General features: G+C 64.4%; 15 protein-coding genes. 11 read left to right on the top strand and 4 right to left on the bottom strand.

Translation table 11 applies throughout. The features are described 5' to 3' along the window. Positions 1-150: 150 nt before the first annotated feature. Positions 151-1500: an aminodeoxychorismate synthase component I gene (gene pabB / locus SF06_RS12805; RefSeq protein WP_039561832.1), complete on the bottom strand. Its 1350-nt coding sequence runs from the start codon at positions 1498-1500 to the stop codon at positions 151-153. 167 nt (positions 1501-1667) lie between these two features. On the opposite strand from pabB, the gene SF06_RS12810 reads away from it, so the two are divergent. The 7 genes from SF06_RS12810 (at position 1668) to SF06_RS12840 (ending at position 12374) form a co-directional block, all read left to right on the top strand. Further along, entirely contained in the window at positions 1668-4352 is a 2685-nt protein-coding gene (locus tag SF06_RS12810; protein WP_081993437.1) for a winged helix-turn-helix domain-containing protein, read from the top strand. Then, positions 4349-7057 carry a winged helix-turn-helix domain-containing protein gene (locus tag SF06_RS12815; protein ID WP_039561833.1) on the top strand — a complete coding sequence of 903 codons (2709 nt, stop codon included), beginning with the start codon at positions 4349-4351 and terminating at the stop codon, positions 7055-7057. Before SF06_RS12810 ends, SF06_RS12815 begins: the two co-directional genes overlap by 4 nt. 217 nt (positions 7058-7274) lie before the next feature. Next, complete coding sequence (locus tag SF06_RS12820) at positions 7275-7715, top strand: DUF6160 family protein (RefSeq protein WP_027589761.1); 441 nt, start codon at positions 7275-7277, stop codon at positions 7713-7715. 64 nt (positions 7716-7779) lie between these two features. Then, positions 7780-8550 carry a C39 family peptidase gene (locus SF06_RS12825; RefSeq protein WP_027589762.1) on the top strand — a complete coding sequence of 257 codons (771 nt, stop codon included), beginning with the start codon at positions 7780-7782 and terminating at the stop codon, positions 8548-8550. Positions 8551-8610: 60 nt separating this feature from the next. Next, positions 8611-9630: a transporter gene (locus SF06_RS12830; RefSeq protein ID WP_027589763.1), complete on the top strand. Its 1020-nt coding sequence runs from the start codon at positions 8611-8613 to the stop codon at positions 9628-9630. An 18-nt stretch (positions 9631-9648) separates the two neighbouring features. Beyond that, on the top strand, positions 9649-11241 hold the full coding sequence (locus SF06_RS12835) for an outer membrane protein transport protein (RefSeq protein WP_027589764.1): 1593 nt from the start codon (positions 9649-9651) through the stop codon (positions 11239-11241). Positions 11242-11249: 8 nt separating this feature from the next. Next, on the top strand, positions 11250-12374 hold the full coding sequence (locus SF06_RS12840; protein WP_039561834.1) for a MalM family protein: 1125 nt from the start codon (positions 11250-11252) through the stop codon (positions 12372-12374). Here SF06_RS12840 and SF06_RS12845 read toward each other — a convergent pair whose 3' ends face one another. The 3 genes from SF06_RS12845 to rloA are packed head-to-tail and all read right to left on the bottom strand — an operon-like array spanning position 12375 to position 15437. Further along, positions 12375-13355: an alpha-L-glutamate ligase-like protein gene (locus SF06_RS12845; protein ID WP_169745311.1), complete on the bottom strand. Its 981-nt coding sequence runs from the start codon at positions 13353-13355 to the stop codon at positions 12375-12377. A gap of 7 nt (positions 13356-13362) precedes the next feature. Continuing rightward, positions 13363-14889 (bottom strand): osmotic stress tolerance membrane protein RloB, encoded by a 1527-nt coding sequence (rloB, locus tag SF06_RS12850; RefSeq protein WP_027589767.1) that lies wholly within the window; start codon positions 14887-14889, stop codon positions 13363-13365. 8 nt (positions 14890-14897) lie between these two features. Next, positions 14898-15437, bottom strand: coding sequence for a retropepsin-like aspartic peptidase RloA (gene rloA, locus SF06_RS12855; protein WP_027589768.1), 540 nt, complete (start codon positions 15435-15437; stop codon positions 14898-14900). A gap of 295 nt (positions 15438-15732) precedes the next feature. Between rloA and SF06_RS12860 the strand changes: the two genes are divergently transcribed. The 4 genes from SF06_RS12860 (at position 15733) to acnD (ending at position 21214) form a co-directional block, all read left to right on the top strand. Further along, positions 15733-16440, top strand: coding sequence for a GntR family transcriptional regulator (locus tag SF06_RS12860; protein ID WP_037008614.1), 708 nt, complete (start codon positions 15733-15735; stop codon positions 16438-16440). Next, positions 16437-17324 (top strand): methylisocitrate lyase, encoded by an 888-nt coding sequence (prpB, locus tag SF06_RS12865; RefSeq protein WP_027589770.1) that lies wholly within the window; start codon positions 16437-16439, stop codon positions 17322-17324. The genes SF06_RS12860 and prpB overlap by 4 nt, the downstream gene beginning before the upstream one ends. 84 nt (positions 17325-17408) lie before the next feature. Beyond that, positions 17409-18536 carry a bifunctional 2-methylcitrate synthase/citrate synthase gene (gene prpC, locus SF06_RS12870; protein WP_039561838.1) on the top strand — a complete coding sequence of 376 codons (1128 nt, stop codon included), beginning with the start codon at positions 17409-17411 and terminating at the stop codon, positions 18534-18536. 71 nt (positions 18537-18607) lie between these two features. Then, on the top strand, positions 18608-21214 hold the full coding sequence (gene acnD / locus SF06_RS12875) for a Fe/S-dependent 2-methylisocitrate dehydratase AcnD (RefSeq protein WP_039561840.1): 2607 nt from the start codon (positions 18608-18610) through the stop codon (positions 21212-21214). Positions 21215-21253 lie beyond the last annotated feature (39 nt).

The raw sequence follows: 21253 nt of genomic DNA on the forward strand, positions 1-21253 counted from the left end.
GCTGCCGAGTCGCAATCGAGCGCGCTCGTCACATTTGGGGCGATTTGCCGCTGTGGCAGCGCTCGGTGATGCCATGACTTCGTAGGGTGGGCAACGTTTTCCTTGCCCGTTGCGGCCGCGCCGCCGGCGGCCGGAAAGACGCCGACCGCCCTACAGGGGGAGTCTCTCCAGCGTGCGCAGCAGCACCTCGACCTTGGCAATGGATTCCCGGTACTCGGCCTGCCAGTCGGAGTCCATGACGATGCCGCCGCCGCCCCAGCAGCTGATCTGCCCGTCCTTGACCAGCAGGCTGCGGATGGCGATGGAGCTGTCCATCTCCCCACGCACGTCCAGGTAAAGCAGCGAGCCGCAATACAGCGCGCGGCGGGTCGGCTCCAGCTCGTCGATGATCTGCATGGCGCGGATCTTCGGCGCGCCGGTGATCGAGCCGCCAGGAAAGCTGCCGGCCAGCAGGTCCAGGGCATCCCTGCCGTCCGCCAGTTCGCCGGTCACCGCACTGACCAGGTGGTGCACGTTGGGATAGCTCTCCAGCGCGAACAGCTCGGGCACGCGCACCGAGCCGGTACGGCAGCTGCGCCCCAGGTCGTTGCGCAGCAGGTCGACGATCATCAGGTTCTCGGCACGGTCCTTGGTGCTGGCCAGGAGCGCCTCGGCCTGTTGGCGATCCTCGTCGGGCGTGTCGCCGCGCGGCCGGGTGCCCTTGATCGGCCGGGTTTCCACCTGGCCGCCGCGCACCTCGATGAAACGCTCGGGCGAATGGCTGAGGATGTCGCCGTCGGGTCCGCTGATGAAGCCGGAAAAGGGCGTGGGACAGGCGGCGCGCAACGCGCGATAGGCCTGCCAGGCGTCGCCCCGGCAAGGAGCGCGGAAGCGCTGCGCGTAGTTCACCTGATAGCAGTCGCCGGCGCGGATGTAGTCGAGGATGCGCTGCACGGCACGCTGGTACTGCGCCGCGCTCTGGTCGGGCTGGAAGGGCGCGAGCAACTGGAAGGCCGCGTCGCTCTCGGCCGATGCCTCGGCTTCGAACAGCCGGATCAGGCGCTGCCGCTCGGTGGTTTCGACAGTGGGGTGGAACATCAGCTGCGTGGTGCGCCGGTGGTGATCGGAGATCAGCGCCCAGGCGTACAGGCCCAGCGTTGCGTCGGCGAAACCGAGGTCGTCACGGGCCTGTTCAGGCAGCTGTTCCAGGCGCCGGCCGAAATCGTAGGACAGGTAGCCGATCAGCCCGCCGGTGAAGGGCAGCGCACAGCCCGCCGGCGCCTCGGCCCGGCCCAGCGTCCCCAGCGCTGCGCGCAGGCGCTGGAAGAAGCCTTTGGCTGTTTCGTCGCAAGAAGGGCTCAGCGAGGCCAATGGCCAGGCGGACAGCAGGTCATACCGTCCGCGTTCGGCCCCCGGCCGGCCACTGTCCAGCAAGACAGCTCCCGGCGCGTGGCGAATGCGGGCGAAACGTTCGGTGGGGTCGGCCTGGTAGGGCAGGTCGTGGCAGAGACAGGTTGGCATCGGGATCGCGGGCAATAACGTGACGGGGATTGTATTCCGCTCACCGGGCTTGTCCTAGGGCCGCTGTCGGTTTGCGCGGTCGAGGGGGGGTGATTAGTATCTGGAGCATCCCGCGGGGCCGTTGGCCCGATCATAACGATAAATATAAGCAGCAAGGGATTCAGACCATGGACGTCGTCTCAGATACGATGGGCGGCCTTGCGCATCCGTCCAGGCGGTTCCTGCCTCCCGTGCCGGATGGCTATGTGCTCCGCTCCCGGCTACACAACCTGCTGGCCGAACACGCCGATGCCCGACTGATTCTGCTCTGCGCGCCCAGCGGCTCCGGCAAGAGCACGTTGCTGGCCGAACTGATCGCCAGCCGGCAGGCGCAGGGCAGTGCATGCGCCTGGCTGTCGCTGGCCGCCAGCGATACCGATCCCCACCATTTTCTGACCCGCTTGCTACACGCGCTGCGCCTGCAGGTGCCGGGCCTCTGTACCGCGTTGCTGGAAATGCTGGCCAGCCAGGACAGGCCAGCCCCCGGTGTGGTACTGGATGGCCTGCTGGCAGAGCTGGGCGAACTGCGCCGGCCCCTGCTGCTGGTGCTGGATGACTGGCAACCGGCCAGCACGGAGCTGCTCTCGGCCCTCAATCGCTTCATCCAGTTGGCCCCGCCGGGTCTGACCCTGGCCATTGGCTGTACGCAACGGCCTGCGCTGAATCTGGCGGTGCTGCGTGCCAAGGGGCGATTGCTGGAGATCGGCCTGGGCGAACTGTGCCTGACCCTGGAAGAGATGCGCGGTGTGTCGCCGGCCGGGCTCGGCGAGGAAACCCTGCAGGACCTGCATGCGCTCACCGAGGGCTGGCTGGCCGGCGCACTGCTCACCTGCCAGCCCCTGCCGGACGCACTGCCGCGTGCGGAAGCACTGGCCCACTATGCCCGGCTGCTGGACGATTTGCTGCGGCCTCTGTTTGAGGCGCTGCCACAAGAAATCCGGGAGCTGTTGCTGATCCTGGGCGTGCCGGCGCGAATGAGCGGTGAACTGGTCTGCGCCCTGACCGGACGGGACGATGGTCAGGCGCTACTCGAGGAGCTCGAGACCCGTCAGTTGTTCCTCATCCCCCTGGATCGGGAGCGCCGCTGGTACCGCTTTCATCGCCAATTCGGCCGTTTCCTGCAGTCGCTCCTGCGGCATAGCGATGCGGAGCAGTATCGCCAGCTGCAGTTCAAGACCAGCCTGTGGTTTACCAACCACCACATGCAAACCCTGGCTATCGAACATGCCTGTCTGGCCGAGGATTCGGAAATGCTCGCCGCCCTGGTGGGCGGCTACGGCCTGGAACTGATCAATCGCGGCCAGTTGCACCGCCTGTATCGCTGGCGGCGCAAGATCCCTGACGCCCTGGTGGAGCGCCATCCGATCCTGGTGCTGGTGGATGTCTGGGACAAGGCCGCCGGCCTGACCCTGGCAGAGGCCAATCGGCTGTTGGACGAGCTGCTGGCGCGCTGGGCAAGCGAGGACGAGACACCGCTGGGCGACGGACGTCTAGCCGTGCTGGCGATCAAGGCAATGCTGGCTCTGCAGAAGGATGACCTGCAGCTGTGCGTGGCGCTGGTGCGCAAGGTCGAGGCGCGACTCGAGCAGCACAGTGCCTTTCTCGAAGCTGCCACGCTGCTGATGGGAGCACTGGCCCATGCGGTGCTGGCCCAGCCGGAGCAGGCCCGGCGCCTCATCGCGCTGGCCCGGCAACGTAATCACTTCCTGAGCGGCCGCTACCTGGACATTCAGCTCGACAACATCGAGGTATTTCTGGCCTACGAACAGGGCCGCCTGCGTCAGGCCAGCATGCTCTGCGAGCGCTTGCTGGAACGAAGCCAGGGTTGTTTCGAGCCCGGCAGCACGGCGCTGGTGCTGCCGCAGATCAGCGCAGGCCTGATCGCCTATCAGCAGGGGCGTTTCGAGGGCCTGGAAGAGCGCTTGCGCCGCGCGTTGGCGGGTGTGGATGTCATCAACCCCATCGACTTCTACGCCCAGGGCCTGCTCTGTCTGGCGCGCCTGCAACGGTTGCGCGGCCAGGCCAGGGAGGCCCAGGCCACGCTCATGGAGGTGCAGAACCTGGGCGCCCGTCATCAATCCTGGCGCTTCTATGCCCAGGCGGTGGGGGAGGAAATCCTCGGATTGCTGCAGGACCCGGGTGGCGAACGCGCCAAACGTGCCGAGCAGCGCCTGAAATCAGTCGATTGGCAGCGCCAGGCGGCCGCATACCCCCAGCACACCTTCAATGCGGTGCAGTGGGTGCTGGGTTTGAGTCGGGTGCGTCTGCAGCAGGCGCGCAATCAATTCAGTGAGGCGCTGCACGAGATCACCCAGCTGCGCGCCCTGCTGCAGCCGGGTTGGCACGAGCTGCAGCGGCTGCGCCTGGACCTCCTGGCAGCGCTCAGCTACCAGCACCTGGGCTACCAGGAGCGCGCCTTGAGCCTGCTGGTGCAATGCCTGTTGGCGGCCGAGCGCGAAGGGATGCGCAGTCTGTTCGTGGAAGAGGGTGAAGGTGTACGCGCGCTGCTGCAGCATCTGGAAGCGGTCGAACGCCAGCCGGCGTTGCAGGGCTTCCTGCGCGAGCTGATCGGTATGTGGCCGGGACAACCCGCCAGCAGTGAGCAATATGGCTTGTCCGAGGCACTCACCGAGCGCGAACTGGAGGTCATTCGCCTGGCTGCCCAGGGGTTCTCCAATGACGAGATCGGCCGGCAGCTATCGCTGGCGCTGGGCACCGTGAAGTGGCATCTGCACAACATCTACGAGAAGTTCAGGGTGCGTAACCGGACCCAGGCGATCCGTCGCGCCCGCGATCTGGGAGTGCTGGCATGAACCATCTCGAAAGGGGCGCGATGCGGGCGCCCCTGCTGCGCACCAAGCTGTTTCCGGCTGGCCTGGAGAGTCGGGCACTGCTCGGGCGAGACCTGCTGGTAGAGCGCCTTTACCAGGCACGCCATCATCCGCTGCTGGTGCTCGGTGCGCCGGCCGGATACGGCAAGAGCACGGCGCTGGCCCTGCTGCGCCAGCGCCTGGAGCAGGCGGGTTGCTGCGTGGCCTGGTTATCTTGCGACGAGGCGGACAGTGAGCCGCATCGCCTGCTGGAGTATGTGCTGGCGGCGCTGGAGCTGGCGCAGCCCGGCTTTGGCGGCAGCACGGCCGAGCTGCTGCGCGATGGGCCGAGCTGGCCGGTGGAGGCTTTGCTCGATGCTTTTCTGGCCGAAGTACAGCGGTTTCCCCGCGACGTCTATCTGATCCTCGACGACGTGCACCGCATTCGTCATCCGGAGTTTCCGCAAGCCGTACGCTATCTGTTGAGCCGGATGCCGCCACGGCTGCACCTGGTTGCCAGCAGCCGCTTCCTTCCCCGCTTCCTGCGCGACGAAACGGCACTTCCCGAGGGGGCCTGCCAGCTGATCGGGGCCGGCGACCTACGGCTGAGTCGGGCCGAGACGGCCGAATACATCAAGCGCCTGCGCCACCTCGAGCTGACCGAGCGTGAGCTGGATCTGCTCTACCAACGTACCGAGGGCTGGATCACCGCGCTGCACCTGGCGGCACTGGCGTTGGCGCGCCATCCGGACCGCAAGGCGTTTATTGACGGCTTAAGCGGCACCGAGCGCGACATCGCGGACTACCTGGCCGAGGATGTGCTGTCGGGTCTCCCGCCGGCGTTGTGCCGCTTCCTGGAACAGACCTCCGTGCTTGACGAGTTCAGCGCCGAGCTGTGCGATGCGCTGACCGGGCGCACGGACAGCGCCGAGCTGCTGGCACGTCTGCAACGGGAGCAGTTGTTCATCATTCCGCTGGATGGCCAGGGCCACTGGTTTCGTTACCACCACTTGTTCGCCGAATTCCTCCAGGGGCGCCTGGCGCGCAATGGCAGCCCAACGCCGCTGTTGCTGGCTGCCGCCCGCTGGAGCGAGGCGCAGGGGCACGGCGACCGCGCCATCGCCTATGCCCTGCGCGCGCGGGACTACACCCTGGCCGCCAGTCTGCTGGAGCGGCAGGGCGCTCGCCTGGTGGCGAGCAACCGGGCCTACGGGGTCCTGACCCTGCTCAAGCAGGTGCCCACCGAGCAGATCCGTGAGCACACAGTCTTTCAGCTGTTCTACGCCTGGCAGCTGGCGTTCGATCAGCGCTTCGCCGAATCCGAGGCGCTGATCGAGGAGGTCAGCGGACGCCTGCTGCAGGTGAGGGGCAAGACGCCGCAGCCCGGTCTGATCGAATTGCTGGGCGCCGCACAGGTGCTCAAGGCGCTGGTGCTCCTCTACCAGGACAAGCTGGAGACCTGCCTGAAGATTTCCCGACAATGGCTGACGCTGGTGCCGAGCGGCCAGCCGGTGTTCCGTGCCAGCCTGGCCTGCGTGCAGGCCGCCGCCCTGGCCTTGCTCGGTGATTTTGCCGAGGCCGGCAAGGCCATCGCGCTGGCGCGCAGCGAGCTGCGTCAGGTGGACAGCGCCTACCTGTACGTTGTGACCAGTCTGATCGAAGCCCTGATCAGCAAGGAATATGGCGAACTGGAGCGCGGGCGTGCCATTGCCGAGGCGGCGCGCAATCGAGTCGAGCGGGTGTTCGGCCGGCGCAGCCGGGTCGGCGGCCCGCTGGCCCTGGCCTATGCCGACCTGCTTTATGAGCAGGATCGCCACGCCGCGGTCCTGGCCGAGCTGCCCCTGGCCACCACCTGGCGGGATGTGGCGACGCCCATCGAGCTGATCAACCGGGCAAGGCTGGTCATGGTGCGCGCGCGCTTCTATGCCGGGGAGCCCGAGCAGGGACTGGCGGAGCTGGAGGACTGGTTGCTGAATCTGCAGGGCCCCGGCTACGAGCGCGTCTATGCCCTGGCGATGGGCTGCAAGGTGAGCTTCCTGCTGTGGTTGCATCGCCCCAACGAAGCGGAGCGCGCCTGCCTGCAGCTGGAGCGGCAACTGGATCGCCTGGACATCAGCCGCTATCCAGACGCCTTTGCCGCCCTCAGTCTGGCCCAGGCACGCCTGGCCCTCAGTGAGCGGCGCCCGGAGAAGGCCCAGGGGGTTCTGGAGCCGCTGCTGTCTGCGCAGGCCGGCGAACATCAGCGCGACCGGCGTCTGCGCCTGGGCTTGTTACTCTCCGTAGCGTACTGGCGCAAGGGTAACAGCGAAAAGGCGTTCAACCTGCTGGAACAGACCGTACGTGATGCCTGGGAGCGGGGCTATCGACGCCTCTTCCTGGATGATGCGCTGTGGCTGTTGCCACTGTGGGAGGCCTGGCAGTCGGAGGTCGCCTGGCCAAGTCTGGGCGAGATGCTGCGCGAGCAGTGCCGGCGGCTGACCGTAGACCCGGAGAAAATTGAAGAGAATCAGGTGGTTAACCACCGCGAGCGGGAAATTCTCCGGTTGGTTGCGGCGGGCTTGTCGAACCGTGATATCGCCCAGGCGGTGCACCTCTCCGAAGCCACGATCAAATGGCACCTGCACAACCTGTTTGCCAAGTTGGCCGTGCGCAGCCGTACCCAGGCGGTACTGAAGGGCAAGAGCCTGGGCCTGCTGGGTGAGGCCTGAGGTTCGGCTGGAAGCCATCTGGCCTGTGCCATCCCTTGGATAGGCTGGCAGGTCACCGAAGCCTCAGTAGCTTTATGCGCAGGACGAGTTCGATGCTATCCGACTGTCGACCGAGGTGCTGCGGCAGGCGAGACGAAGCGCTCCTGCTGTCGAGGCGGGTGCCGCGACAGCTTCTGGGATGATCCCTAGCGAACCGAACCTTCTGGAGATAACAACAATGAAATTGAACCAACTGGCTCTGGCTGCCGCTGTTCTCGCCGCTCCGTTCATGGCTCAGGCCGATCTGCGCGCCCTGGACGACGCTTCCCTGGCAGGTATCAGCGGTCAGGACGGCATCAGCATTGCCGGTGACTTCAATGGCACCATCGGCGCCATCGTCTACACCGACAACGATGCTTCCGGCAGCGGCACCCTGCGTCTGGAAAACGTCTCCATGACCGGCTTCAGCATCACTGACGACAACCCGCTGATGATTGACGTGGTTACCACTGATATTTCCGGTACCGCTACCGATCAGCTGCAGATCACCCTGCCGGAAATGACCGGTCAGGTGTCCATCGGCGCCATCCGTGTGGGTGATACCGGTGCCAGCCTGGGCTCCCTGGCCATCATCGACCAGAACATGGCCGGTACCCAGCTGCGGATCTGGGGTCACTGATCCCCGGGCACGCGCCTGACAATCCGCCGGGCAACCGGCGGATTCCTGGATCGAGAGAACAGCAATGATAGAAATTCTGCTGGGTAGCCTGCTGGCTGTCTGGGGCTTCACCGAGGCCGTTGACACCCGGACAGTGCCCGAAGGCGGCGTGAATGTCAGTCACGGCATGACGGTCGCCGGCCCGGTGCGGGAGTCGGTGGTGGTCGAGCCACTGAGTCAGCTCAAGTATCGCAACGTCGTCCGCCAGGCTTACGACTACAGCTGTGGTTCGGCAGCCCTGACCACGGTGCTGGATTATTACCTGGGGCTCAATCTGGATGAACGCCAGGTCATGGAAGGGCTCCTCCATTATGGTGAGGCCGACAAGATCGCCGAACGGCGTGGCTTCTCGCTGCTGGACATGAAACGGCTCACGGCGGCGCTGGGCTACCAGAGCGGCGGTTTCCGTGCCGACTTCCAGGATCTGGTGACCCTGGAGCATCCGGCGATCGTTCCGATCGAATATGCCGGTTTCAAACATTTCGTGGTGCTGCGCAAGGTTCAGGAAGGTCGGGTTTATGTGGCCGATCCGGCCCTGGGCAACATCAGTTTTACCCAGACACGATTTCAGGACGTCTGGGATCAGAATGTCGTGTTCATCGTGTATCCGGGCGAGCGTCCGCCCGTGAACGCGCTTGCCCTCAGCGACGCAGACATGCGTCTGGTCGATGACAGGACCACCAGCCTGCTGGCATTTCGGGAGTTCCCGGTTCTGGCCAAATTCACCGAGAACCAGGCGACCGAAATCGGGTCCGCGGGTCAACTGCGAGAAACCCATTACATCCGCCGCAAATAGCAAGCACAGATCGCGCAGGGGACGCGCGACCCGTAATTCAAAAATAACAAGGGGTAGGCCATGGGAGTTCGGGGACTGGCGTGGCTGGCGATCATCTCGCTGGTCAGCGCGGGGCAGGTTTATGCCGAGGAAAGCAGTGTCGAGCAGGCCCGGGAAGCACTGAGCAAGAAAGAAGACGACGCGGACAGCACCAAGGCGCTGGAAGAAGTATTCCAGGCGGCCGAACAGAGCTACACCCTGCTCAAGAAGGGGGAACGGACCCTCACTTACGGTTTCGACTATTCACTGACCCGCGACATGGCCATCCAGACGGTGCGCACGAACCAGGACAGCCAGGGTGTGCCGAGTTACAGCGTCATTGGCCAGAGCGAGGCTCAGCACAGCTTCACCAACGCCTTTACCTTCGACTACGGTGTCTGGGACAACCTGACCTTCAGCGTGCGCCTGCCACTGGTGGCCAAGTACGATACCGAGCGCGATCTCGACGTCTACAGCATCGGCGATCTCTCCACCAGTCTGCGCTGGCAGCCCTGGAACTCGGTGCGCGGACGCCCCGTTACCACGTTCTACGCGAACCTCGGCTTTCCCACCGGGGAAAGCCCCTATGACATCAACATCAACCGAGATCTGTCGACCGGCAATGGCTACTACAGCCTAGGTCTGGGGGCCAACGTCTCCCATGTCCTCGACCCGGTCGTGCTCTTCGGTTCGCTGGGGTACGCCTACAACGCGCCCATCAAGGACATCGACCAGGTGCGCGGTGGACGGTTGCTGGAAGAGGTTTACCCCGGCGCCACCTTCTCGCTCAGCATGGGCTTTGCCTACGCCCTGTCCTATGACGTGTCGCTGGCCACCTCCTACCAGATGGCCCACAGCCTGAAGCCCAAGTTTCGCTTCGCGGATGTTTCCGGTGACGGCAACGAGCAGACCAGCGCTGTCATGAACTTTTCGCTGGGCTTGCGAACCTCGCCGGATCGCATCGTCAACGTCAACGCCGGTTTCGGTCTGACCGAGGATTCGCCGGATGTCCTACTGGGGTTCTCCATGCCCCTGGATATCAAAGGCCTCAAGGCCCGATAACGCGCAGGCGGACAGCCCATGAAAAAGCGATTTTCGCCGCTTGCGCGCGCGATTGCCGGGGTGACCTTGCTCTGGGCAATGGAAAGCCAGGCGCAGTTTTCCCAGAACCTGACCGTGGGCAACCCCAAGGCCATGGCGCTGGGCAACGCCATTACCGCCGATTCCAGCGGTATCGATGCGGTGCACTACAACCCGGCGGCGCTTTCCAAGCTCAAGGGTCGCCAGACCGCGCTGAAGCTGGTGACCGGGGTGATGGATATCCGTGCCGAGTTCGATGCGCCGCCCCATTACGGCGACAACTTCTTCAATTTCAAGAACGATCCGATCGCGGGCAGCCGCAGTCGCACCACCACCTCCACCATGTACCTGCCCGGTCTGGGCGGGACGGTCGATGTGCCGGTGCTGGTCGCGCCGCTGGCCGGGGTCTCCATCAATCCGCCGGGGTCGAAGTTCACCTTCGCCACCAACGTGTATACCCCGCAGGCGGTCGGTTTTCGGCGCGACAAGGATGATCCGGGCCGCTACATGGGGCAGGAAATCGCGCTGCAGCGCATCACCTACTTTTCGCCTTCGGTGGCCTACCAGGTCAACGATGAGTTCTCCGTGGGGCTTTCGGTCGGGTTTTCCCACCAGGCGCTGGCCCTGAAGCAGGATTTCCGGGCTCCAGGCATGCTCACCGGTGTGGTGGCCGCGGTTCAGGATGCGCTCTGCACCATCGAGGGCAACCCGATGGATGTGCTGATCAACCTGTGTGGCGCGCCCTTTGGTCCCTTCACCGACCTGGCGAACCTGGACGTCGACATGCAGCAGACGCTGTCGCCGACCTGGAACCTGGGTTTCCTCTGGGAACCGACCGAGTGGTTCTCCCTGGGGGCCGTCTACCAGAGCGAAGCGAAGATGCGCCTGCAGGGCAAGTACCGCGTCGAGTACACCGACAATTGGCAGAACTTCTGGAGGGGCCTCGACAGTTCACTGTTTGGCGCCATTTTCACCAGCATCACACCTGACGGCGTCTGGGAGAACGAGCAAGGCAACGTCTCCCTGGATGTGACCCATCCGGCGCATTTTTCCACCGGGATCAAGGTCCGCCCCTTGCCGCGCTGGCAGGTCAATTTCGACGTGAAATGGACCGACTACGGCAGCTGGGAAAACCTGGAGCTGGAGTTCGACCGTCAGTTGGATCTGCTGACCATTGCCATGCTGTTTGCGCCCGACAACGCCACCAACCGTTCGATCATCCTGGATCGCGGCTACGAGTCGGTGTGGAGCTGGGCCCTGGGCGTGCAGTACGACGTCAATGATCGTCTCAGCCTGCGGGTGGGCTATGAACCGCGTAGCTCATCCATCCCGAGTGATCGGGCGGATATCCTCGCGCCGCTGGGCGATGCCGACCTTTACGGCATCGGTGCCGGGTATCGCTGGGACAAGGATACGGAGATCGATATCGGCTTCAACTACCTGATCAGCAAGCAGGACATTCCCGCCGGCACCAGCTGTAACGTGAACTGCTCGGGATTGCTGGACATGGTCTACAACCCGTATGCCGACCTGGATATCAAGACCAAGGTTGAGGCGTATATCTTCTCGATCAGTTACCGGACGACCTTCTGAGAGTCGAGATGCGCAACTGGCTGCCGCTGTTGTGGGTGATCCTGGCCCTGCCCGTCGAGGCGGGGCAGGGGCGCTATCTGACCTGGCTGGATGACCAGGGACGTGTCCATAACACCTTCATCCAGGCTGAGGGTGCTGCCGGTGGCTTCTGGCGAAGCGGACCTACCCCGGAAGCGAACAGTCGGGATGGTGCCGGCTGGGCCAACAACGCTCCGGGCAGCAATGAGGCCAAGCGCCGCTACTTCACCTGGGTAGATGCCAGTGGCGCGTTGCAGAGCAATTTCCATGTTTCGGCGACCGCGCCGGCCGATACGCAGGTATCCGGCCGCGATCCGCTGGAGGGTGACTATGTGGATTCGGAATGGCTGGAAGGCCGCAACTTCCAGGCGGATGATCGCGCAGGAGCCTATTTCACCTGGGTCGATGATCAGGGGCGGGTGCGCAACTCGCCGGTTGGCCAGCGCGGCGGCCCCGTCGGGCCGGCCGCCGCACCGGTTGAATACAGCGAAGGTCGGCAGGTAGCGTTCAGCCGACCGTCGCCCCTGCTGCCCAGTCTGGATGGTCAGCCCGCACTGGCCTGGCAGCCGCAGGAGTCCGCGGCCGGGATGACCGAGTTGCACCGGGAGTTGCTGGAGCGTTGTTGCGAGCAGCTGGCGGAAAGCGACTTCATCGAACTGTCGACCGAAGAGCCCCGTTACGAGGAGTTCAATCGGTTCTCGCCGCGTCTCAGGTTGCCGCACCTTGACAGCCGTTACGTCGCCATCAAGCTGCCGCGCTCCGCGCAGCGTTATGGTCTGCGGGTGCGCAGTTTCGCCAACCGGCAACTGGTCTATCCGTCGCTGCTGTTTCTCGATGAGTCGCGCCGCCCCACGCGTCTGGTGAGCGAGGCGGTGTCCACTCTGCATCCGGAAAGCTGGCACCGCTACGCCTTCCTGGAGGGCGTGGTGCCGGTTTTCGGGGGTCGCGGCGAGCGCTACGTCCTGTTGCTGACCACCGAGGAGGACCGGGCCCGGCAAACGCTGGACAACCGGCCCTACAAGCGCCCGCTGCAGTCCCTGGAGCTGAACGAGGCCGGTGTGCAGGTCCATCGCCATGCCGAGGACGGCAGCTTCGAACTCACCGTGCTGCGTTGATCAGTCCCTGGGCTTCACGTGCCCGAACACTTCTTGGGCGAAGCGTACCCGCTGCTCTGGAGTTTCGGTCACGGCTGCCTTGCGCAGGGTTTCCAGATGCGCCTCGACCGCCTGGGTGCGCAGGGTGAGGCCACAGTTGTTGGCAATCTGGATGTTCAGGCCGGGTCGTGCGTTGAGCTCGAGAATCAGTGGCCCCTTGTCCTGGTCGAGCACCATGTCGACGCCGATGTAGCCAAGCCCGCACAGCTCATAGCAACCGGCGGCCAGGCGCATGAAACCGTCCCAGTCGGGCAACTGCACGCCATCCACCGCGTTGCCGGTGTCGGGGTGACGGATGATCTTGTTGTTCAGCCAGGTGCCGCCCAGGGTGATGCCGGTGGCCAGGTCCACGCCGACACCGATGGCGCCCTGGTGCAGGTTGGCCTTGCCATTGGACTGGCGGGTGGGCAGGCGCAGCATGGCCATCACCGGATAGCCCATCAGCACGATGATTCGGATGTCCGGCACGCCCTCGTAGCTGATGCTCTTGAAGATCGGGTCCGGAGTGACGCGGTACTCGATCAGTGCGCGGTCCCGGTGACCACCCAGGGAGTAGAGGCCGGACAGGATGGTCGACAGCTGCTGCTCGATCTCTTCATGGCTGATGATGCGCCCCGACACCGTCTTGTAACGCCCCTCGAAGCGGTCGGCGATCACCAGGATGCCGTCGCCGCCGGCGCCCTGGGCTGGCTTGATCACGAAGTCGTTGCGCCCACCGATGATGCGGTCGAGCCCTTCGATCTGCTTCTCGGTCTCGATGATCCCGTACATCTCCGGCACATGGATCCCCGCTTCCAGCGCGCGCTGTTTGGTGAGGATCTTGTCGTCGACGATGGGGTAAAGGCTGCGCTTGTTGTACTTGAGCACGTAATCCGCGTTGCGGCGGTTGATGCCCATGATGCCCTTGGCATCCAGGGCCTTCCAGGTTTTCCAGAGTCCCAGCATGGTGTCAGTCCTTCAGGAAAGCCTTGAAGCGGAACAGTTCGGTCAGCCGGTAGCCGCGGTAGCGACCCATCGCCAGCATGAAGGCAACCATGATCAGCAGCACGCCAGGGAAGGTGAAGACGAAGTAGGTCAGCTCCGGAATGGTCATCAGCAGGTAGGCCAGAGTGGCCGCCACCAGGGTGCCGATAGCGACCTTGAAGGCGTGCGCGCCGCCGCGTTCTTCCCAGGTGATCGACAGGCGCTCGATGGTCATGGTCAGGATCACCATGGGGAACAGGGCGATCGACAGGCCGCGCTCCAGGCCCAGCTTGTGGCTCAGCAGGCTGATCACCGCCATGAGCACCACCACGAAGGTCAGCACCACGGACAACCGCGGCAGCATCTGCAGTTTCAAGTGCTCGAGGTAGGAACGCAGCATCAAGCCCAGCGCCGTGACCAGGGTAAACAGCAGGATGCCGAATCCCAGCTGGGTTTCCCGGAAAGCCAGGGCGATCAGCACTGGTGTGAAGGTGCCCAGCGTCTGCAAGCCGCCAAGGTTACGCAGGATCAGGATCATCAGTACGCCGATGGGGATCATGATCATGATCTGGTAGGTCTGCTGGGTCTGCAGCGGCAACCCGTAGAGGGAGTACTCGAGGAAACCCGCCTGGGCCTGAGCGTCCGACAGTTGCGCCAGGCGGATGGCGTTGATCTGACTGTTGTTCAGCGTGAATTCGACTTGCGGGTTGCGCCCGCCCTCCACGCTGATCAGCGGTTCTTCGCCAAACCACCAGATCAGCCGGTCTGCCGGCAGGCCTTGCTCGCCGGTCTCCGGATTGAAGTACAGCCACTGGGTGCCGTTGTAGCTGCGCAGCCACAGCTCCGGGGTCTGTGCGATGCCATTGGCCAGGCGGATCGTGTTGACGCGCTCCATGGGTACATGGGCAATGGACAGCAGCAGATCGATGACGCGGGCTTTATTTGCCGTGGAGCGATCGCCGCCCAGCAGCAGGCCGACGTTGTCGTCGTTCAGGTTGTTGACACGCTTGATGGTCTCGCTGATGAACGTCTCCACATCCGCGGAGTGCTGGCGGATGGGGGCCAGCAGCGCTTCGGCGGCGATCTTCTCCGGCCCTTCGACCGGGATGCTTTCGCGGAAGATCGGCCCTTTTTCCTCGCTCTGCTCACCCCCGTAGCGCTTGGTCAGCACCATCCGGTAGTACAAGGTCTGATCGCCGCTGGCGCGCCGGGCCGACCAGGTGACCCGGCGATTGCCATCGACCCGGTTGACGCTGACCCCATAGTTGTTGGAGATGAAGCTCTCGTTGAGGCTGACATGGCTGGCTGCCGGCGGCGGCACGAACATCTGCACCTTCACTGGCTCGCGGGGGTTGGCCTGGAGTTCCACCCGGGCGTCGATGTTCCACAGGTCCGCGGTTTCGTCTTCGGTCAATGGAATGCCGAGCACGAAGATCTGGTAGGCCGTAGTCAGCACCCCCAGCGTCACCAGCACGGTGATGAGAATTTTCAGATGCAGAGTCAGTGAGCGCATGGAGCTGTTTACTCGCCGGGAGTTGTTTCTGGGGCAGGGCAGGCAGGCTTGCCGGCCACGTATTTAATGCTGGGATCGACCAGGGCCGCAAACTCGGACAGCGCGTCGGAACCAATCAGCAGGGGGTACTGGAAGGCGCTGCGGTCGGTCAGGTTCACTTCGATCGTGCGCAGGGTCTGGCCCATGCACAGCTGCAGCTCGATAACCGGGCGCGCGGTGTAGCTTTTGCCTTCTTCAGGATCGAAATCGCCCGCGCGCCGCTTGATCCGGCTGATGCGTGACACCGGGCGCTCGATCGGTTTGCCTTCCGCGTCACCATTATCAAGCTGAAAACGCACCCAGGTTTCCCCGTCGCGTTCGAAGCGCTGGATGTGATGGGCACTGAGCGAGGCGGTCATGGCTCCGGTGTCGAGCTTGGCGGGCAGTTCCAGATCGAAATCCATGATCCGGGCGTATTCGTTCAAACCATAGATGGTTTTCTGATCGGCGGTGCTGGCAGTGGCCAGGCCGAGCAACAGGCAGAAAAGGAGGGGAGGCGTAATTCTCATAGGTCTTGGAGTACAGGCAGTGGCGGTTCTGAACCGACCGGAGTCAGCTGCGGACCGGCAAGCGCGTGGAACGCGGGAGAAGGTATGCAGAGACGCCCCCTGGAACAAGCGGGGCGAATTCTACCATGGCGCCGGAAGTCCGGCGCCTGGCGGATCGTGAACCGGGTGGTGGAAAGACAACTCGACCAAGGTGGCATGGCTTGGCAGGGCTCGTGTTGACAATCTTCTGCTGAGATCTGGCATTGACCCGTTTTTTTGAGTATTTTTTAGACATCTAGTAAATGGATTGTCGACAATGAATGAGTGGCTCCCACCAGCCTTGCTGTCTGTGGCGGAAGAAGGCGAAACCCTGGCCGAGCAGGTGTTCCGTCGTATCCAGGCCGCCATCGTCAGTGGAGAGATCAAGCCCGGCAGCAAGATCTCCGAGCCTGAGCTGGCGCGTACCTACGGCATCAGCCGCGGGCCGTTGCGTGAAGCGATTCACAGGCTGGAAGGACAGCGCCTGGTGGTGAGAGTTCCCCACGCTGGCGCCAGAGTGGTCTCGCTGGGTACCCGCGAGCTGGTGGAGCTGTACCAGATCCGGGAGTCCCTCGAAGGTATGGCGTGTCGCCTGGCCGCGCAGCGCATGACCCGCGCCGAGGTCGACGAACTGCGCCGGGTGCTGGATGCCCACGAGCGCGACGAGGCCTTCCAGGCCGGGCGCGGGTACTACCAGCAGGAAGGCGACTTCGACTTCCACTACCGCATTATTCAGGCCAGCGGCAATGCCACGCTGTCCCAGCTGCTGTGCGGCGATCTCTATCAACTGGTGCGCATGTACCGCATCCAGTTCTCCAGCACGCCGAATCGGCCGCACCAGGCCTTCGCCGAGCATCAGCGGATTCTCGAAGCCATTGCCGAGGGCGATGGCGAACTGGCCGAGCTGCTGATGCGCCGACATATCGCGGCTTCGCGCCGCAACGTGGAACAACAGGTAGACAACCAAAGCAGAGGTGACGCATGAGCTCCAACACCCCCGGTCAGCGCTTCCGAGACGCCGTGGCCGCTGAACATCCGCTGCAGGTGGTGGGCGCCATCAACGCCAACCACGCGCTGCTGGCCAAGCGCGCCGGCTTCAAGGCCATTTATCTCTCCGGAGGCGGCGTGGCTGCCGGCTCGCTTGGCCTGCCCGATCTGGGCATCACCGGCCTGGACGATGTGCTGACCGACGTGCGTCGCATCACCGACGTCTGCGACCTGCCGCTGCTGGTGGATGTGGATACCGGTTTCGGCGCCTCGGCCTTCAACGTGGCGCGCACCGTCAAGTCGATGATCAAGTTCGGCGCCGCCGCCATCCATATCGAGGATCAGGTGGGTGCCAAGCGCTGCGGCCACCGCCCGAACAAGGAAATCGTCTCGCAGCAGGAAATGGTCGACCGCATCAAGGCGGCCGTGGACGCGCGCACCGATGACAGCTTCGTGATCATGGCGCGCACCGACGCGCTGGCCGTGGAAGGTCTGAACGCCGCGCTGGATCGTGCCGCCGCCTGTGTCGAGGCCGGTGCCGACATGGTCTTTCCCGAGGCGATCACCGAGTTGGCCATGTACAAGACCTTCGCCGACCGCGTGAAAGCGCCGATCCTGGCCAACATCACCGAATTCGGTGCCACGCCGCTGTACACCACCGAGGAGCTTGCCTCCGTGGACGTCTCCCTGGTGCTCTACCCGCTGTCGGCGTTCCGCGCCATGAACAAGGCTGCCGAGAACGTCTATACCGCTATTCGCCGCGACGGCACCCAGAAGAACGTGATCGATACCATGCAGACGCGCATGGAGCTGTACGACCGCATCAACTACCACGCCTACGAGCAGAGTCTCGACGCGCTGTTTGCGCAGAAGAAGGGCTGAGGAAGAGAACCGTGCGGCCCATCAGCCTGGGTCGCGCCTGAGGCAATTTGCAGTATCCAGAACAAATTCAATAAGGAGAGAGCAATGGCTGAAGCAAAAGTACTGAGCGGTGCGGGTCTGCGTGGGCAGATCGCCGGACAGACCACCCTGTCCACCGTTGGCAAGGAAGGCGCCGGCCTGACTTACCGTGGCTACGATGTGCGTGAGCTGGCCAAGGACTGTCAGTTTGAGGAAGTCGCCTACCTGCTGCTCTACGGCGAACTGCCCAATGCCGCCCAGCTGGAGGCCTATGTGCGCCGCCTGCAGGGGCTGTGCGACCTGCCGCAGGCGCTCAAGGAAGTGCTTGAGCGCATTCCTGCCGACGCCCACCCCATGGACGTGATGCGCACCGGTTGCTCGATGCTCGGCACCCTGGAGCCCGAGCACAGCTTCGAGCAGCAGCTCGACATCGCCGACCGCCTGCTGGCGGCCTTCCCGGCGATCATGTGCTACTGGTACCGCTACACCCATGATGGCGTGCGCATCAACTGCGTCACCGGTGAGCCGGACCTGGCCAGCCATTTCCTCGCCCTGCTGCACGACAAGTCACCCAGCGAGCTGCACCGCAAGGTGATGAACGTCTCGCTGATCCTCTACGCCGAGCACGAATTCAACGCGTCGACCTTCACCGGTCGCGTCTGCGCCTCGACCCTGTCCGACCTGTACTCCTGCATCACCGGTGCGATCGGTTCGCTGCGCGGCCCGCTGCACGGCGGCGCCAACGAGGCAGCGATGGACCTGATCGACCGCTTCAAGACGCCGGCCGAAGCCGTCGCCGAGCTGGAGCGGATGATGGAGCGCAAGGAGAAGATCATGGGCTTCGGTCACGCGATCTACAGCATTTCCGACCCGCGCAACGAGGTGATCAAGGTCTGGTCGAAGCAACTGGCCGAGGAGGTCGGTGACACCATGATCTTCCCGATCTCCGTGGCCATCGACGAGCTGATGTGGGAGCGCAAGAAACTGTTCCCCAACGCCGACTTCTACCACGCCTCCGCCTACCGGTTCATGGGCATTCCCACCAAGCTGTTCACCCCGATCTTCGTCTGCTCGCGGGTTACCGGCTGGGCCGCCCACGTGTTCGAACAGCGCAGCAACAACCGCATCATCCGCCCGAGCGCCGAGTACATCGGTGTCGAGCCGCGCGCCGTGCCGCCCATGGCACAGCGCTGATTGGAGAAGGCAGGGCCCGCTGACAGGCCCTGCCTGCTCCGTTTTACTCATCACCCCATCGAGTCCATGGCATGAACACCGCATTCCGCAAATCCCTGCCCGGCACCGCGCTGGATTACTTCGACACCCGCGCGGCGGTCGACGCCATCCAGCCCGGCGCCTACGAAAAACTGCCGTACACCTCGCGCGTGCTGGCCGAGCAGCTGGTGCGCCGCTGCGATCCGGCGCTGCTGACCGATGCGCTCAAGCAGCTGATCGAGCGCAAGCGCGACCTGGACTTCCCCTGGTATCCGGCCCGCGTGGTCTGCCACGACATCCTCGGTCAGACCGCGCTGGTCGACCTGGCGGGGTTGCGTGACGCGATCGCCGAACAGGGTGGCGACCCGGCCAAGGTCAACCCGGTGGTGCCGACCCAACTGATCGTCGACCACTCGCTGGCCGTCGAATACGCCGGCTTCGACCCGGACGCGTTCGAGAAGAACCGCGCCGTGGAAGAGCGCCGCAACGAAGACCGTTTCCACTTCATCGAGTGGACCAAGACCGCATTCAAGAACGTCGACGTGATCCCCGCCGGCAACGGCATCATGCACCAGATCAACCTGGAGAAGATGTCGCCGGTGATCCAGGCCCGCGGTGGCGTGGCCTTCCCGGACACCTGCGTCGGCACCGACTCCCATACCCCGCACGTGGATGCCCTGGGCGTGATCGCCATCGGCGTCGGCGGCCTGGAAGCCGAGACCGTGATGCTCGGCCGCGCTTCGATGATGCGCCTGCCCGACATCGTTGGCGTCAAACTGACCGGCAAGCGCCAGCCGGGTATCACCGCCACCGACATCGTGCTGGCCCTGACCGAATTCCTGCGCAAGGAGCGCGTGGTGGGTGCCTGGGTGGAGTTCTTCGGCGAAGGCGCCGACAGCCTGTCGATCGGCGACCGCGCCACCATCTCCAACATGTGCCCGGAATACGGCGCCACTGCGGCGATGTTCTATATCGACCAGCAGACCATCGACTACCTCAAGCTGACCGGTCGCGAGCCGGAGCAGGTGGCGCTGGTCGAGAACTACGCCAAGACTACCGGCCTCTGGGCGACCGCGCTGGAAGGCGCCGAGTACGAGCGCGTGCTGACCTTCGACCTGTCCACCGTCGTGCGCAACATGGCCGGCCCGAGCAACCCGCACAAGCGCCTGCCGACCTCGGCACTGCATGAGCGCGGCATCGCCGACGAAGCCATGTTGGCCGCCGCGCGCGCCGAAGAGGAAAAGGGTCTGCTGCCCGATGGCGCGGTGATCATCGCCGCCATCACCAGCTGCACCAACACGTCCAACCCGCGCAACGTGGTCGCCGCCGGCCTCGTGGCCAAGAAGGCCAACGCGTTGGGCCTGGTGCGCAAGCCCTGGGTGAAGACGTCCTTCGCGCCGGGTTCCAAGGTCGCCAAGCTGTACTTGGAAGAAGCCGGCCTGCTGCCGGAACTGGAAAAGCTCGGCTTCGGCATCGTCGCCTACGCCTGCACCACCTGCAACGGCATGTCCGGCGCGCTGGACCCGAAGATCCAGCAGGAAATCATCGACCGCGACCTGTACGCTACCGCCGTGCTGTCCGGCAACCGCAACTTCGACGGCCGCATCCACCCGTACGCCAAGCAGGCCTTCCTGGCCTCGCCGCCGCTGGTGGTCGCCTACGCCATCGCCGGTACCGTACGCTTCGACATCGAGCAGGACGTGCTGGGCCATGACAAGAACGGCAAGGCCATCACGCTGAAGGACCTGTGGCCGAGCGACGAGGAGATCGACGCCATCGTCGCCGCCTGCGTCAAGCCGGAGCAGTTCAAGCAGGTCTACATCCCGATGTTCGACCTGGGCAGCGTGGAAGAGGCCAAGAGCCCGCTGTACGACTGGCGCCCGATGTCCACCTACATCCGTCGTCCGCCGTACTGGGAAGGCGCGCTGGCCGGTGAACGCACCCTCAAGGGCATGCGCCCGCTGGCGGTGCTGCCGGACAACATCACCACCGACCACCTGTCGCCGTCCAACGCCATCCTGGCCGACTCGGCCGCCGGCGAATACCTGGCGAAGATGGGCCTGCCGGAGGAGGACTTCAACTCCTACGCCACCCACCGTGGCGACCACCTGACCGCGCAACGCGCCACCTTCGCCAACCCGCAGCTGGTCAACGAGATGGCCGTGGTCGACGGCCAGGTGAAGAAGGGCTCCCTGGCGCGCGTCGAGCCGGACGGCACCGTCATGCGCATGTGGGAGGCCATCGAGACCTACATGGAGCGCAAGCAGCCGCTGATCATCATCGCCGGCGCCGACTACGGTCAGGGCTCGTCCCGCGACTGGGCGGCCAAGGGCGTGCGTCTGGCCGGCGTGGAAGCCATCGTCGCCGAAGGCTTCGAGCGCATCCATCGCACCAACCTGATCGGCATGGGCGTGCTGCCGCTGGAGTTCAAGCCGGGCACCACCCGCAAGACCCTGGGCATCGACGGCACCGAAACCTTCGACGTGATCGGCGAGCGCAAGCCGCGTGCCGACCTGACCCTGGTCATCCACCGCACCAACGGCGAAAGCCTCAAGGTGCCGGTGACCTGCCGTCTGGACACCGCCGAGGAGGTGTCGATCTACGAGGCGGGTGGGGTGCTGCAGCGCTTCGCCAAGGACTTCCTGGAAGGCAACGCCTAAGCAACGAACGAGGCGGCCCTGAGGGGCCGCTTCACTTTT

This window comes from Pseudomonas flexibilis (assembly GCF_000802425.1).
Taxonomy (GTDB): Bacteria; Pseudomonadota; Gammaproteobacteria; order Pseudomonadales; family Pseudomonadaceae; genus Serpens; species Serpens flexibilis.